General features: G+C 62.4%; 13 protein-coding genes. 9 read left to right on the forward strand and 4 right to left on the reverse strand.

Going from position 1 to position 14437, the window contains the following annotated elements; translation table 11 throughout:
• Positions 1–136: 136 nt before the first annotated feature.
• Both QMY55_RS00645 and trpB read right to left on the reverse strand, forming a co-directional pair.
• The gene (locus tag QMY55_RS00645) at positions 137–1501 is read right to left on the reverse strand and encodes a glycerophosphodiester phosphodiesterase family protein (protein ID WP_283486801.1); all 1365 of its coding nucleotides are present in this window, start codon (positions 1499–1501) and stop codon (positions 137–139) included.
• Positions 1502–1624: 123 nt separating this feature from the next.
• On the reverse strand, positions 1625–2827 hold the full coding sequence (gene trpB, locus QMY55_RS00650; RefSeq protein ID WP_283486802.1) for a tryptophan synthase subunit beta: 1203 nt from the start codon (positions 2825–2827) through the stop codon (positions 1625–1627).
• A gap of 179 nt (positions 2828–3006) precedes the next feature.
• On the opposite strand from trpB, the gene QMY55_RS00655 reads away from it, so the two are divergent.
• Positions 3007–4497, forward strand: coding sequence for a DUF2868 domain-containing protein (locus QMY55_RS00655; RefSeq protein ID WP_283486803.1), 1491 nt, complete (start codon positions 3007–3009; stop codon positions 4495–4497).
• A 2-nt stretch (positions 4498–4499) separates the two neighbouring features.
• On the forward strand, positions 4500–6020 hold the full coding sequence (locus QMY55_RS00660) for a DUF3482 domain-containing protein (RefSeq protein ID WP_283486804.1): 1521 nt from the start codon (positions 4500–4502) through the stop codon (positions 6018–6020).
• A gap of 7 nt (positions 6021–6027) precedes the next feature.
• Here the strand turns inward: QMY55_RS00660 and QMY55_RS00665 are convergent, their stop codons facing one another.
• Together QMY55_RS00665 and QMY55_RS00670 are read right to left on the reverse strand one after the other, a co-directional pair.
• Entirely contained in the window at positions 6028–7200 is a 1173-nt protein-coding gene (locus QMY55_RS00665; RefSeq protein WP_283486805.1) for a sensor histidine kinase, read from the reverse strand.
• Entirely contained in the window at positions 7185–7907 is a 723-nt protein-coding gene (locus QMY55_RS00670) for a response regulator (RefSeq protein WP_283486806.1), read from the reverse strand. The genes QMY55_RS00665 and QMY55_RS00670 overlap by 16 nt, the downstream gene beginning before the upstream one ends.
• Positions 7908–8168: 261 nt before the next feature.
• Between QMY55_RS00670 and QMY55_RS00675 the strand changes: the two genes are divergently transcribed.
• Genes QMY55_RS00675 through QMY55_RS00705 form a run of 7 tightly spaced genes read left to right on the forward strand, consistent with a single transcriptional unit; the run spans position 8169 to position 14390 of the window.
• Positions 8169–9554, forward strand: coding sequence for an efflux transporter outer membrane subunit (locus QMY55_RS00675; RefSeq protein WP_283486807.1), 1386 nt, complete (start codon positions 8169–8171; stop codon positions 9552–9554).
• The gene (locus QMY55_RS00680) at positions 9551–10699 is read left to right on the forward strand and encodes an ABC transporter permease (RefSeq protein ID WP_283486809.1); all 1149 of its coding nucleotides are present in this window, start codon (positions 9551–9553) and stop codon (positions 10697–10699) included. The genes QMY55_RS00675 and QMY55_RS00680 overlap by 4 nt, the downstream gene beginning before the upstream one ends.
• A gap of 10 nt (positions 10700–10709) precedes the next feature.
• Entirely contained in the window at positions 10710–11465 is a 756-nt protein-coding gene (locus QMY55_RS00685; protein WP_283486811.1) for an ABC transporter ATP-binding protein, read from the forward strand.
• A 3-nt stretch (positions 11466–11468) separates the two neighbouring features.
• Entirely contained in the window at positions 11469–12404 is a 936-nt protein-coding gene (locus QMY55_RS00690) for an HlyD family secretion protein (RefSeq protein WP_283486812.1), read from the forward strand.
• Positions 12397–13110, forward strand: a complete 714-nt coding sequence (locus tag QMY55_RS00695; protein ID WP_283486813.1) for an MtnX-like HAD-IB family phosphatase — start codon at positions 12397–12399, stop codon at positions 13108–13110. Before QMY55_RS00690 ends, QMY55_RS00695 begins: the two co-directional genes overlap by 8 nt.
• The gene (locus tag QMY55_RS00700; RefSeq protein ID WP_283486814.1) at positions 13107–14018 is read left to right on the forward strand and encodes an alpha/beta hydrolase; all 912 of its coding nucleotides are present in this window, start codon (positions 13107–13109) and stop codon (positions 14016–14018) included. Before QMY55_RS00695 ends, QMY55_RS00700 begins: the two co-directional genes overlap by 4 nt.
• A complete protein-coding gene (locus QMY55_RS00705) occupies positions 14019–14390 on the forward strand; it encodes an EamA family transporter (protein WP_283486815.1) in 372 nt (123 codons plus the stop codon).
• Positions 14391–14437 lie beyond the last annotated feature (47 nt).

Below are 14437 nucleotides of genomic sequence, written 5' to 3' on the forward strand. Positions count from 1 at the left end.
TGAAGGTGCCGGTCGTTTGCCCTGGAGCTGGGCTGAAAAAGCACAAAGCCAGCTGTTTGCTGGCTTTGTGAATTTGAGCGAAAACCGGCTCTAGCGCTTTATGCGCAAGCGTCAGCAGCTATCCAAATATGATCTCTCACTTGGCTTTCAGCTCGGCGATATAGGCTTCGCGAGCCTTGACGCCGGCAGCCGTGAAATCGGTGAATACGCCATCAATGCCCAGGCGGTAGTAAGCCAGATATTCCTGTGCAGGGTCACCCTTGAAGATGCCTGCCAGGCGGCTGGCCTCGCTGCGGAAGGTAAAGCTGTGCACCACCAGTCCTGCCTTGTGCGCATTGGCGATCAGGCCCGTGTCCTTCAAGGTGTTCACATCCTTGAGGCCTGCCCCGTCTTTGTAGGGCACGACGGAGTGAGCGATGACCTGGGGCTTCCAGGGGCCGATGCCGTCGGCATAAGTCTTGATTTCCGCCAAGCCGGCAGGCGTTTGCATGGCGGCAAAAGTGCGTGCATCGCCAGCCAGCGTCCAGCTGTAGGGGCGGCCGCTGATGAAGGTCCATTCGTCGCTGGTGATGTAGCCGACCGAGCCGTCCTTGAAGTTGTAGTCATTGCCGTCGATCAGCTGCACGCCCTTGGCCTTCATGCCCACCTTGCGCAGGTATTTCAGGCTGTCGGGGTCGAAGCTCTGGATGTAGATGGGCGCGTCCTTGGTGTTGAGCCGGTTTTTTTCCAGCAGCGCCATCACGGCGTCTTCGAACGGGTGATCGCCCGTGCCGCAGCTGTTGGCGATGGCCTGCTGGTTGTTCCAGTACGGATTCTTGGTCTCTGCATAGACGGAGATGCTGCGGCCCGCAGCCTTGCCCTTGGCCGCGGCGATGTCGATCACGTCCTGCGCGCTGATCAGCGGCAACTTGCCATTCCATTCCGTGGGGCGGTCGGCACGGTTGTCCAATATGGTGCCGCCCAGCAGGGTGCGCAGCTCATGCAGGGTGAAGTCGGAGATGGACCAGTCGTTGGTGTGGTCCTCGCCATCGACGACCAGGGCCTGAAGCACGGACTTCTGGTTGTTGGGATCGATACGGTCGCTTAGATAACGGGCCGGCCCGTTGTCGGGTGTCGCGGGGTATTTCACATCGACCCATACCCCGGGCGTGGTGCGCTTGCGCGCGGCCACATAGGAGTTGCTCTTGGCAACATCGGCGATATTGGTGCTGTCGCTGAGCCAGGCGTTGTGGCGAGCCACCAGCTGGCAGTCACGCGTCATGTGCATGTCCAGCTCGATCATGTCGGCGCCCGCATCAATGGCTTTTTCATAGGCCATCTGGGTCTGCTCGGGGTACAGGCCCGAGTAGCCGCGGTGGGCGATGACCTGGGGCTGCTTGCCATCGAGGGTCAGGAACTGAGGCTTGGGTTCCGGTATGGGACCATCACCTCCGCCGCAGGCGGTCAAAGCCATGGCGGCAAGCAAGATCAGAGCAGGAGAAGCGTGACGGGTTTGGAGCATGGATGTCATGAGGGGTGAGCAGATGTGGATGCTTGCGGTGCTTGGTGAAAGCTTTGTGACAGGGGCAGAAAGAGCAGGCTGGAGCATGTGTGCAATGCCCAGCCTGTTGCCTCGGGTGAGGGCTTAGAGACCCAGTTTCTTCGCCACGTAATCCGCGTCCTTGTCGCCGCGACCCGAGAGGTTGACGAGAATGTGCTGATCCTTGCCCAGCGTGGGCGCCACGCGCATGGCCCAGGCCACGGCGTGAGAGCTTTCCAGGGCAGGGATGATGCCTTCGATGCGTGACAGCGTCATGAAGGCGTCCAGGCACTCCTTGTCGTCCACATGCTGGTAGTCCACACGGCCAATGTCTTTCAGATAGCTGTGCTGCGGGCCCACACCGGGGTAGTCCAGGCCGGAGGCAATGCTGTGCACTGCTGCGGGCGTGCCGTCATCGTTTTCCAGCACATAGCATTTCATGCCGTGAATCTCGCCGGGCTTGCCCATGGTGATGGTGGCCGCATGGCGCCCGGGCTTGTCCACGCCTTCGCCCGCCGGTTCCACGCCGACCAGATGCACGGATGCATCTTCCAGGAAGGCCGTGAAGATGCCCATGGCATTGCTGCCGCCGCCCACGCAGGCCGCCACATGGTCGGGCAGCCTGCCATGCTTGGCCTGGAACTGCTCGCGTGCCTCCCGGCCCACGATGGACTGGAAGTCTCGCACCATCATGGGGAAGGGATGGGGCCCGACCACGGAGCCAATCGCATAGATGGTGTTGACGGGGTCCTGCAGATAGACCTCGAAGGCACTGTCCACGGCCTCCTTGAGCGTGGCTGCGCCGCGCGTGACGGGCACAAGATTGCAGCCCAGAATGCGCATCTTGGTGACGTTGGGATGCTCTTTCTCGATGTCCACCTGGCCCATGTGAATCTCGCAGGGAATGCCCACCAGCGCGCAGGCCGTGGCCAGTGCCACGCCATGCTGGCCGGCGCCGGTTTCGGCAATCACCTTCTTCTTGCCCATGAACTTGGCCAGCAAGGCTTCGCCCAGGCAGTGATTGATCTTGTGTGCGCCCGTGTGATTCAGATCCTCGCGCTTGAGATGGATCTGCGCCCCGCCCAGCTGGTCGGACAGGCGCTTGGCGTGAAAGATGGGGCTGGGGCGGCCGACATAGTCGGCAAACAGCGAAGCCAGCTCGTCCTGGAAGTCCTGGCGCTGCACGATCTCGGCATAGGCCGTGGCGATCTCATCCATGCATTTTTTCAGCTCTGGCGGCACCAGCTGGCCACCATAAGGACCGAAAAAGCCGTTGACGTCGGGCATGGACTGGGGGTTCTGGGTCATGCTTGTCTCTCCTGTGTAGGCATGGTTTTTTGACAATGCGCATTCATATCACAGGCTGTGCGATTGGCGGATGCAGACAAGCCCCAGCAATGGCATCAGAACAAGCTGCAGCGCCTATGTGGTAAGCGCTGGCAGCTATTGTTTTTGCGGCTGGATGATGGCTGCAACACAATAGAGGGATGAAAGCCAGTTCTGCCCGCGATATCGTCTTTGCGCATGCCATGGAAACGGCGGCCCCCCATGAATCACTGCCCACTGCAGAGCGCTGCAGCGCCATTACTGCGCATAGCCTGCATGCCCTGGGCGGGGACAAGGCAGGCAGCCGCACGGCCTATCTGCGATTCCTGCAGGACCGCGCCGTGCGCATCATCGAAGCGGCGCAACTGCCCGCGGATATCCGTGCCTTGAGGCAGCAGAGCTCCGGCTTGTCGCGCTGGCTGTCCCTGGCCGTGCTGATAGGGGCGCTGGTGCTGGGGTTTGCGGGGCATGCGATCACCGATCCGCACCGGGTCGATCTGCTTTCGCCGTCGCTGATCGGCATCGTGCTGTGGAATGTGCTGGTTTATGGGTGGTTGCTGGTCAGCGGCATACGGGGCCTGTTCAGGCGTCGCCCATCCATGGTGCAGGCTCTGATGCCGACACAGAGCGCGACCGTGCCGGTTTCTGCACCCGTTGCCAGCCACTGGTGGCAGAAGCTGCAGGCTCGCGCAAGTGGCATGGGCGGCCTGGCGCGTGGTACCGGCCTGCGCAAGATGGCCCTGAATTTCGAGCAGAACTGGTGGCAGTTGCACAAGCGCTCGCGCCATGCGCAGTGGCTCATGCTTATGCACCTGGGCGCGAGCATGCTGGCCTTGGGCGCGCTGCTATCGCTATGGCTGACGGGTCTGACGAATGCCTATCAGGTGGGCTGGGAAAGCACGTTCCTGTCGCCCGCTGCCGTGCAGGCCTGTCTGAACATGCTGTTTGCACCTGTCCAGGCGCTGGTCGGCCTGGCACCCTGGAGCCTGGACCAGGTCCAGTCCTTGCAGGGCTGGGCCTTGGGCGGCACGCCAGAGATGGAGCCCGGCCTGCGCCAGATTCTGGAATGGCCAACGCTGGGCCAGCGCTGGGTGCAGCTCTATACATTGTTGCTGCTCATCATGGTGATTGCGCCACGTTGGGCGCTGGCCCTTTATCAAGGCCTGAAGGTCTGGTGGTTCAACCGGCATGTGGAGCTGCCGCTGCAGCAGCCTTACTTCCAGCAGCTGCAGCGTGACTGGGCTGGCCGGGCGACCGAACTCAAGGTTCAGCCCTACAGCCTGGACATGACGCCCGAGCGCGAAGCTGCGCTGCGCCGGTATGTGGCCTTGCACTATGGGGCAGGGGCACAGCTGTCGCTGCAGCCCGTGCTGGCCTATGGCGCGCCTTTGCCAGAGGTTGAGCAGGGGAGTGCGCAGCAGGTGCTGCTGCTGAATCTGGCCGCCACGCCGGAGGTGGAGATTCACGGCGCCTTGCTCAAGCAAGTCCTTGCCCGCTGGGGGGTGCAGACCGATGTCTGGCTCTGGGCCGCAGACTTCCGTGCACGCAATAGCGGTGCGCCATCGCGTGTGCAGGAGCGAGAGCATCTGTGGCGCGAGTTCGTCCATGGTCTGGGGTTGAATGCCAGTCTGGTACCAGAGGCGGGAGTGTGATGATGAGTGACGAACAAGAACTGCGCAGCGGCGAGCACAGCATTCAGTGGTGCCTGCTTTCCCACACCAATATCGGCAAGACCACGCTGACACGCACGCTGATGGCGGGCGACGTGGGCGAGATTGAAGATGCAGCCCATGTGACCAGTCAGTCCCAACGTTATTTGCTGCAAAAAACGCAGCAAGGAGACGAGCTGTGGCTATGGGATACACCGGGCTTTGGCGACTCCGTGCGCCTGTATGAACGCCTGCGTCAGCAGGGCAATCCCCTGGGCTGGTTTCTCAGCAATGTCTGGGATCGCTGGCGCGACAAGCCTTTCTACCTGAGCCAGCGCGCCTTGCTGGCCGCGCGTGACCATGCCGATGTGATGCTCTACCTCGTCAACGCGGCCGAGGACCCTGCCGATGCTGGCTACTGGAGCGCCGAGATGAACATACTGGCCTGGCTCGAAAAGCCGGTCATCGTGCTGCTCAACCAGATCGGCAGCGACACCACGCAAGAGCAGGCGGCGCAGGACCTGCAGCGCTGGAAGCAGGCAACACAGAGCTTCCGGAACGTGGTGCGCGACGTACTGGTGCTCGACGCATTCACGCGCAGTTGGTGGCATGAGCGCAAGATGATGCAAAGCATTGAGCCCCTGCTGCCCGCGGCCAAACAGGAGGCCTACCGGCGTCTGCTGCAGCAGCGCCAGCAGCAGCAGCAGCAGCGGGAACAAGCCAGCCTGCAGGTCATGGCAGAACAGTTGCAGATGGCCGCAGGCCTGCACGAGAAGCTGGACCCGGAGCAGGGAAAGCTGCTGGCCAGGGCCTGGCAGGGACTGAGTCAGCTCACCAGCAGGCTGAGCAAATCCACGGCTGCGGAGGGCAGCCTGGACGCCCAGGCCAGGGCGGCGGTGGAGCGCCTGATGCTGGGCTTGCGTCAGTCGGATGTCCTGGCAACACAGCGTCTGCTGGAGATTCACCAGCTCGACGGCCAGGCGGCCAGCCAGATTCAGGAGCAACTGCGCAGCCAGTTGAAAGTCAGCAAGCCTGTGGATGCGCAGGCCGCCAGCTTGTGGGGGGCGGTGACTGCAGGTGCAGCCACCGGATTGGGCGCCGATCTGATGGCCGGGGGCCTGACCCTGGGGACGGGAGCCCTGGTCGGGGCGCTGGTGGGAGCGCTGACCTTTGGCGGCGCAGCCTGGGGGGCCAACAAGATGTTCGACCAGGAGCAGCAGAGCTTTCAGCTATCGCTGGACTACTTGACGAGCCTGGTCAGCCAGGTGCTGCTCAAATACCTGCTGATCTCCCACTTTGGACGTGGGCGTGGTCGTTACACCAGCCCTGCTGCTCCCGAGCAATGGAGCGATGCCGTCCAGGCTGTGGTCCAGTCACAGGCCGGCCAATGGGCGGGCATCTGGGAGCAATTGCGCAGCGAAGCCCTGGAGGACGACGCGGTCGATATAAGGCAGGGCATGCAGCAACTGCTGGCGCAGAGCTTGCAGCAGGTGATGGAGCGCCTGTATCCCGATTTGCAGGCCTGAGAGGCGCTCAGTAACGTGGAAAGCGCACGGTAAAAAGCGCCCCGCCGCGCTCGGACACCCCGGTGCTGACCGTGCCACCTTGTGAAGTCACCAGGGCTTTGACGATGGAAAGCCCAAGTCCCGACCCTTCTCTGCGACGCTTGCCGGGGGGCTGGGCGAAACGCTGGAAGGGGTGGGCCTGCAGGTCGCCGGCCAATCCGGGGCCGGCATCGCTGATCTCCAGCGTCACCCAGGGCTGTCCTTGAGAATCAGGGATGGTTTGTACCTTGATGCCCAGCCAGCGGCCGCTGCTGGCATGGCGCAGCACGTTGCTGATGAGATTGGTGATGATCTGGCGCAGCCGGTCCGTGTCTGCGCGGATATCGGTGCTGCCATCGCCATCCTGCATGGGCAGATCCATGGACAGGGCCATGGCGCTTTGCTGCAGCTGCGGCCGCAGCTCGTCCACCACCTCTCCCACCAGGGTGGCAAGGTCAAGCCTCTCGCGGCGCAGGGACAACTGCCCGGCGTCGGCCATGGACAAGGTATGCAGGTCGCCGACCAGTCGTCCCAGGTGCTCGACCTGGGCGAGCAGCGTCTTCATCTCGGCCTGGTCGCTGTCTATGACGCCATCGCAAATGGCATGCAGCCGCGCCTGCAGCACGGTCAAGGGCGTGCGAAGCTCGTGCGAGATGGAGGCGGCGGTTGCCAGGCGCTCGGCCTCCAGGTTTTCCAGGGAGTCGACCATGCCGTTGAAGGCATCGATCATCTCGGCCATCTCCCCGTGGGCTGTGCCCTTGACGGCTCTGGCCGCCAGGTCGCCCCGCTCGACGCGTGCGGCGACTTCCACCATGGAGGCCAGCGGGCTGGTGATGCGCCGTGAGATCCAGAAGCCCACGGCCATGCCAAAGGGCAGGCTGACGGCAAGGCCTATGACCAGCGACCATTTCTCGCCGAACAGGCGGTCGCCTTCCCAGTATTCCGAATAGATTTGCAGGGCACGGGGGCTGTCTTCGAGATCCTGGGATTTCAAGGATTCCAGCTCGGTTCTGACGGGGCTGGGCAGATGGCGGTAGAAATCCCGGTACTGGAGCTCGGAAAACACCAGCACGCCAGCCGCCAGGGCCGCAATGGCAAGCAGTACGGCGGCCGTGATCCACAGGCCGAAGCGTACCCAGATGCGATTCAGTCCCAGGGCCATAAGCGGTAACCGATACCACGCACGGTTTCGATCAGACCTTCCTGCCCAGCCAGTTGGAGCTTGCGCCTGAGCTTGGAGAGGTGAGAGTCTATGACCCGCTCCAGGGCATCGCTCTCGGGCAGGCAGTTCTCGATCAGATAAGCGCGCGAAAAGCAGCGCCTTGGCTGGGCCGCGAGACAGGCCAGCAGACGGAACTCCGTCAAGGTGAGGGCCAGCGGCGTGGCGTGCCCTGCGCTGTCATAAACGGCTGCGCTATGGGCTTCCACATCGATCTCGATGGGCCCAACCCGAATCGGCGCCGCAATCGCGGCAGGCTTGGCCTGGGTGCGGCGCAGTACGGCCCTGACTCTGGCAACCACCTCAGGAGGGTTGAAGGGTTTGACCACGTAGTCGTCGGCTCCCAGGCGCAAGGCCAGCAATTTGTCCACATCGTCAGCCAGGGCCGTCACCATGATGACGGGTACTTCGCTGTCATTGCGGATCATGCGCAGAACATCCACGCCATCGACTTTGGGCAGGTGAATGTCGAGCAGCACCAGGTCGGGGCGCAGTTGGCGAAAGCTCTGCAGTGCCTCTTCTCCGTCTTGCGCCATGCGGATGCGCAGTCCATCCCGCTCCAGATAGGCACTGAGTATGCTGGCAATGGCGGGCTCATCCTCAACGACGAGCACCAGGGGGGTGGAAGCAGGTTGAGCAAAGGTATTCATGGTTTTTGGCGCAGCAAAGTCATGCATTCGCGAGACCTCTGAAGCTTGTTAGCCACACATTATGAGCTTTGCCGCTGTAATCAAAGACTGCGGTCAGCTCTCCATAATTCCTACATAAATCTTGCAATCTTGCGAAAGCTTGCCGCCGTCCAATAGCGGACGGTGGAAAGTTGTTTGTGCTTTCCGTGTGCCCTCCAAGGTGAAAACCGATAGTTCGCTAGCTGTACTGTGATTCCTTTTTTCCGTGCCTCACATACCCGCATGGCTTGTCTGTGCCTTTGCGCGATGTCATTGCTGGCAGGGTGTGCTGCGCCCGTTGATGTGAAGCTCGATAAGGAAACTCCGGATTTGTGGAGACAGCAGCTCACTCAAAAGGCAGGCAGCGCTGACTTGGCACAGTGGTGGAAGTCATGGAATGACCCGGCGCTCAATGCACTGGTTGATGAGGCCCTGGCGCAAAACCTGGATGTGGCCCAGGCGGTACTGCGGCTGCGGCAGCAGCGCTTGCTGGCCGGAGCGAGCAACGCCACCTTCATGCCAGTCGTCAGCGCGGGAGGCAAAACCCTGCAGGATATTGCGGCGGTCGATTCCTACTTCCATGCCAGCATTGACGTGAGCTGGGATCTGGGCCTGTTTGGCGACTCGCAGGCGGCCCGCCGTTCAGCCGATGCCGGTGTGCTGGATGCACAGGCTCAGTTGCACGCGGCGCGGGTAGCCCTGGTTGCCGATGTGGTACATCGCTATCTGGATATCCGGCAGGCTCAGGTACAGCGTGGTCTGGCACTGAGCCAGCAGCAGCAGGCACAGAGGCAGCTGGAGCTGCTGCAGGTCAGGCAGGCGCAAAGGCTTGCCGATACCCAGACGCTGGAGCAGCAGCAGTTGCAGTTGCGCGGCGTACAGGCACAGTTGACCACACTGGATGAAGCCCAGGCGCGAGCCGCTCATGCGCTGGCGGCCTTGTTGGGGCGCGACCGTCCCGAGCCGCAATGGCTGCAAGCCGATGCCGCAGCGGCCTTGCCTCAACTGCAGGCGATTGCGGTGTTGCCGGCCGATCTGCTGCGCAGGCGCCCCGATATTCAAAGCGCCGAGGCCGCGGTGGAACAGGCTGCGGCAGAGGTGGGTGTATCGCGTGCGGCGCTATATCCTCGTCTGACGCTGACGGGCTCGCTGCTGTTTGCCTACAACCTGACGCGCAACCATAGAACGACCTCGGACTACATTCCCATGGTCGGACCGCAGATCGATATTCCGCTGTTTGACTGGAGCCGCCGTCGTGCGGTGGCCGATGGCAAGGAGCTGGCGCTGCAAGCCAGCATCAAGGCCTACCGTCAGGCGGTTCTCAACGGCATTGCCGAAGCCGAGGGCGCACTGGCGGCCATTGCTGCCCAGCAGCAACGCCAACAGGCCTTGCTGTCCGCGCAGCAGATTCATGCGGCACGCGACAAGGCGCAGGCGGTACGTCAGAAGCTGGGGCTGTCCAGCGAGCTGACTGGCCTGGACAACGCGCGCGCCAGCTTGCAGACGCAAAGCGAGCTGGCAACTGCCAAGGCCGCAGAGGCGCTGGCCTATGTGGCGCTCTACAAGGCAGTGGGAGCCGCTCCGCTGGATGAGGTTGCTGTTGTGCAAAAAGCCGAGGTGCAACCATGATTGCACTGGCTCGCAAGACGCTGATTCATGAGTGGCGGCGCTTTGTCCCTTCGGTGTTTGCCGTAGGGTTCTCGGGTGTTCTGCTGGCCATGCAGGCTGCGCTGGTGCTGGGGATTTTTGGCTCTGCCGCGATCTATGTGACGGCATCATCGGCAGATCTCTGGGTTGGCTATCCCGGCACTCAGAGCGTCAACTTCGGCCGCAATATCGGCAGCGATGTTGAGATGCGCTTGCGCATGGACCCCGATGTGGCGAATGTGGAGCCTTATGTCTGGCTCGATGGTGACTGGCGTTCGGGCTCCGTGGCGCAAGGTGCAGCAGGAGGCGGCGTCTCCGTCTATCTCTCCGGCATCAGCACGGCCGAGGGCTCCATGATGTTCACCAAAGTGCTTACCTCCTGGCAGCGTCAGCTGCTGCGTGAGCCCGGAGCGGTGATTGTGGATCGGGCCGACCTGGGGACCTTGGGAGCGCAGGAGGGCAGCACGGCCTGGATCAATAGCCATGCCGTGAAGATTGTGGCGGCCGTGGATGGGCTCAGAGGGCTGGGCGGCGTCAATATCCTGGCGTCTCTGGCCACCGCCCGCGAGATCGCCGAGATGCATGCAGAACACGGCAGCACCTATTTTGTGACGCGCTTGAAGCAAGGCGCCAAGTTGAGCGAGGCTCAGGCGCGGCTGAGCAAGGCCGGCAGCAGCTTCGGGCCTTATGAGGTCTGGACGGCCGAGGCATTTTCGCGTCGCTCGCAGCGCTACTGGATGCTGGACACCGGGGCCGGTGCAGGTGTGCTCTTCATGGCCATCATTGTTTGCCTCGTGGGGGCGATCGTGACCAGCCAGTCGTTGAAGGCCGTGGTCGCAGGTTCTGCCCGCGAGTATGCGGTGCTCAATGCTTTGGGGGTCAGCCGTGCATCCCTGGGCCGGGTGGTGGTGGAGCAGGCTTGCTGGATTGGGGGCCTGGGATTTGTCCTGGCCGCCCTGACCAGCGCGGTGCTGCTGAGCATTGCATCGAGCTACCGTGTGCCCGTGGCCATCAATCTGCCTGCGGTGCTGGCCTGCGGAATTCTGATCGCCGTGTTGTCGCTGCTGTCCGGTCTGGGCGCCATGCGCAGCCTGCTGCGCGCCGACCCTGCCACCTTGCTGCGTTAAGGCCTGGAACATGCAAGACCAGATCGTGGAACGCACCCCAAAAACCATGGCTGCCAAAGACGCAGCGCCCAGCCTCGAAGCCATTCGCCTGGAGAAGTCCTTTGTGTCGGGCATCGTTCAGGTGCACGTGCTGCAAGGGCTATCCGTAAGTCTTTATGCCGGTGAGCTGAGCCTGATATCCGGCCCCTCGGGCTGCGGCAAAAGCACGCTGCTGTCGCTGATGTCCGGCCTGCAGAAGCCCGATGGTGGTCGTGCGCTGGCGCTGGGACAGGACCTGGCCAAGCTTGGCGCTGGAGCGCTGGAGAAGTTTCGCCTGCGCCATACGGGCTTTGTCTTCCAGGGCTTCAATCTGTTCCCCGCGTTGACGGCTCTGGAGCAGGTGCAATTGCCGCTGGGCTATATGGGCCTCAAGAACGCCGAGACATTGCGCCGTGCCAAAGAGGCGCTGGATGAAGTGGGCCTCTCACACCGCAGCCATATGCGGCCGGCCCAGCTATCGGGCGGCGAAAAGCAGCGCGTGGCCATTGCCCGTGCCATGGCCAAGGAGCCGCAGCTGCTGTTTGCTGACGAACCCACGAGTGCGCTGGATGCCGAAAGCGGCCAGCGCGTGATCGACATACTGCACCGGGCGGCGCGCACCCACGGCACTACCGTGCTGTGCGTGAGCCACGACCCGCGACTGGTGCGCCACGCAGACCGCGTGTTGGGCATGGAAGACGGCGCCATCCGCAGCGACTGGCGCCAGAACAGCCCCATCAAGGAATAATTCATGAAACGTAGCCCAATGAGTTTCAGCCTCATGCCGGGGATGCCAGTGCTGGCAGCAGCCCTGCTGGCGCTGGCTGGGTGCTCTCCCTCTTCGGACTCCGCATCCGTGGTGACCTCTGCGGCAGCGCAGGCCAAGCCACAAAGTCAGGTCGCGGTGGCGCGAGGCAAGATCGATGTGGAAGGTGGCTTGCTCGATCTTTCAGCGGCGGCTCCTGGCCTGGTGCAACAATTGCTGATCAAGGAAGGTCAAGCGGTGCAAAAGGGCCAGCTTGTGCTGCGCATGGCCGATGATGCTGCGCGCGCGGATCTGGCCGTTGCCGAGTCGGAGCTGCAACTGGCCCAGACCAAGCTCAAAACCCGGCAGGAGCGCCTGCCTGTGCTCAAGACCGCGCTGACACGCTGGCAGTCCGCTGCCAAGCAAGGCGCGGCCGATTTGCAGAATGTGGATGAAGCCATGCAGGCTCTGCGCGATGCACAGGCCGAGGTGGATATTGCAGGTGCGGAGGCCACGGTGGCAAAGCGAAAGGTGGAGCAGCTGCGAGCCTTGCAGCAGCGCCATGAGTTGCGCGCACCCGAGGCGGGCACAGTGGTGCGCCTGGAAACACAAGTGGGAAGCATGCTGCAAAGCGGAAGCCATGTGGCGGTGCTGCTGCCACAGCGTCCTCTGATCGTGCGTGCGGAGGTCAATGAGAGCTTTGTTTCCGCGATTCGTGAAGGCATGAAAGCCCAGGTGAGCGTGGATGGCGACGCTGCTCCGACGAAGCAGGATCTGCCATCAGCGACGGTGCTGCGCGTCAGCCCGGTATATGGCACGGCGCGTCTGCAGGACGACACGCAGCGCGGTCCCGTGCGTATCGTCGAAACCGTGCTGGCCTTTGACCAGCCTCCAGTCAATGCCAAGGTGGGCCAGAACGTGAGGGTCAGCTTCCATGAATAAGCGTATTCCAATTTTTTCGTCTTCCTCGTCTCAATCCTCGACAGGCTGGATGGTGCAAAGCGACTTCGACGGCACCATCAGCCTGCTGGATGTGACCGATACCCTGCTCAACCGTTTCGGCAAGCCCGGCTGGCAGGAGCTGGAAGACGCCTGGGAACGTGGCGATATCGGTTCGCGCGAGTGCATGAAGGGCCAGGTGGCCTTGCTGGACATGAGCGAGAGCGAGCTGCAGCAGCATCTGGACACTATCGAGATCGATCCGCACTTTGCGGGTTTTGCTGCCGAAGCCAAGGCGCTTGGCATCAAGGTGCAGGTGGTCAGCGACGGCATCGACTATGCGATCCGTCATGTGCTGACACGCCACGGCCTGGTGGACCTGGAGGTCATCGCCAATCGCCTGGTACAGACAGGCGAACGCAGCTGGCGCCTGGAGTCACCCTGGGCCAGCGCACGCTGCGCACGTGCTAGCGGCAACTGCAAATGCGAACGTCTGGCCGAACAGCAGGCCGTGCATGGCCGTGTGCTTTATATCGGCGACAGCACTTCGGACTTCTGTGTCTCCGGCAAGGCCGATTTTGTCCTGGCCAAATACAAGCTGATCGGCCATTGCGAGAGCCAGGGCATTGCACACGCCCGCTTCGAGCATTTCGGGCAGGCCACGCAATTGCTGGAGCAGGTCATTTTGGGTATGGAGCTGGCTGCATGAATGTTGCTGACGGGTATGCGCAGATGCAGCAGCAAGGCTTGCAGCAGCTGTGCCTGACTCCACATGAATTCGTCATGCCGGGTGTTGGCCAGAATGCTCGCACGGGTGTGCTGTTGATTCATGGCCTGACTGGCACGCCAGCCGAAATGCGCCTGCTGGGCAAGGGTTTGAACAAGCAGGGCTTCACTATCTATGGCGTACAGCTGGCAGGTCACTGCGGCAGCATGGAAGACTTGGTCGCCGCGCGCTGGACGGACTGGCTGGCCAGCGCGGAGTCGGGTCTGCAGCGCTTTGCCGGGCATGTAGACCATGTGGTCGTCGCGGGCCTGTCCATGGGCGCGCTGCTGTCGCTGGCCGTGGCCGAACGCCACCCCGACAAGGTGGCCGGCGTTTGCGCCCTGTCCACGACCTTCCGCTATGACGGCTGGAGCATTCCTGCCTATACCAAGCTGGCATTTTTGCTGCCTCTGTTCCGTCTGCTGGGCATTGGCCGCAACAGCGTCTTCATGGAGGCGCCGCCCTACGGCATCAAGGATGAAGCCCTGCGCGCACGCGTGGTGGAGCAGATGAATAGTGGCGACAGCTCGGCCGCGGGCTTGCCTGGCAACCCATGGTGGAGTGTCATCGAGCTGCGGGCCTTGTCTGCCAACGTGCAGGCCAATTTACAGAAGCTGCGCTCGCCCGGCCTGGTCATCCACGCCAAGGAAGACGATATTTCCTCGGTCAGCAACGCCTACGATATTCAACGCGGGGCGGTGAATGCCAATGTCGAACTGGTGTTGCTGGACAACTGCTATCACATGGTCACCATAGACCGTGAGCGCCGCACCGTGATAGCGAAGATGAATGACTTCATTGCGCGCATCGCCAGCTCCGCTGCACTCGTCAAGGCTTTGTCAGAGGTTTGAATGGGCAGTGATCTTTCGCCTCTGGTTGTGACTCTGTGGGTGCTCAATGTGTTGGTGGACAGTGGCGGTCAGCTGGCTTTCAAGGCGGCTGCGAGCGAACCAGGGGATCGGGATGGCATGGAGCGCTGGCGCTTCATGCTGGCCAGGCCCTGGCTCTGGGTGGGTATCGCCTGTTATGTGGCGGAATTCCTGGTCTGGCTGGCGTTTCTGTCGCTGGTGCCGCTGTCGGATGGCGTGTTGCTGGGCTCTATCAATATCGTGGCCATCATGATTCTGGGCCGCGTGCTGTTTCGCGAAAAGCTGGCCCCCATGCGCGTGGTCGGCATTGTGCTGGTGTCCATCGGTGTGGCTATTGTGGGACTGACCCCCTGAGGCGCTACGCACCTTCCCCCAAGGGGGACGACAGCTTCGCGGCGGGG

The sequence above is a fragment of the Comamonas resistens genome, assembly GCF_030064165.1.
Lineage (GTDB): Bacteria > Pseudomonadota > Gammaproteobacteria > Burkholderiales > Burkholderiaceae_C > Comamonas > Comamonas resistens.

What these genes read in the sequence shown, in the direction of transcription:
- QMY55_RS00705 (WP_283486815.1), top strand. Translation starts at nt 14,019, where the DNA reads ATGGGCAGTGATCTTTCGCCTCTGGTTGTGACTCTGTGGGTGCTCAAT.
- trpB (WP_283486802.1), bottom strand. Translation starts at nt 2,827, where the DNA reads ATGACCCAGAACCCCCAGTCCATGCCCGACGTCAACGGCTTTTTCGGT.
- QMY55_RS00700 (WP_283486814.1), top strand. Translation starts at nt 13,107, where the DNA reads ATGAATGTTGCTGACGGGTATGCGCAGATGCAGCAGCAAGGCTTGCAG.
- QMY55_RS00655 (WP_283486803.1), top strand. Translation starts at nt 3,007, where the DNA reads ATGAAAGCCAGTTCTGCCCGCGATATCGTCTTTGCGCATGCCATGGAA.
- QMY55_RS00660 (WP_283486804.1), top strand. Translation starts at nt 4,500, where the DNA reads ATGAGTGACGAACAAGAACTGCGCAGCGGCGAGCACAGCATTCAGTGG.
- QMY55_RS00695 (WP_283486813.1), top strand. Translation starts at nt 12,397, where the DNA reads ATGAATAAGCGTATTCCAATTTTTTCGTCTTCCTCGTCTCAATCCTCG.
- QMY55_RS00675 (WP_283486807.1), top strand. Translation starts at nt 8,169, where the DNA reads ATGGCTTGTCTGTGCCTTTGCGCGATGTCATTGCTGGCAGGGTGTGCT.
- QMY55_RS00690 (WP_283486812.1), top strand. Translation starts at nt 11,469, where the DNA reads ATGAAACGTAGCCCAATGAGTTTCAGCCTCATGCCGGGGATGCCAGTG.
- QMY55_RS00665 (WP_283486805.1), bottom strand. Translation starts at nt 7,200, where the DNA reads ATGGCCCTGGGACTGAATCGCATCTGGGTACGCTTCGGCCTGTGGATC.
- QMY55_RS00680 (WP_283486809.1), top strand. Translation starts at nt 9,551, where the DNA reads ATGATTGCACTGGCTCGCAAGACGCTGATTCATGAGTGGCGGCGCTTT.
- QMY55_RS00670 (WP_283486806.1), bottom strand. Translation starts at nt 7,907, where the DNA reads ATGAATACCTTTGCTCAACCTGCTTCCACCCCCCTGGTGCTCGTCGTT.
- QMY55_RS00645 (WP_283486801.1), bottom strand. Translation starts at nt 1,501, where the DNA reads ATGCTCCAAACCCGTCACGCTTCTCCTGCTCTGATCTTGCTTGCCGCC.
- QMY55_RS00685 (WP_283486811.1), top strand. Translation starts at nt 10,710, where the DNA reads ATGCAAGACCAGATCGTGGAACGCACCCCAAAAACCATGGCTGCCAAA.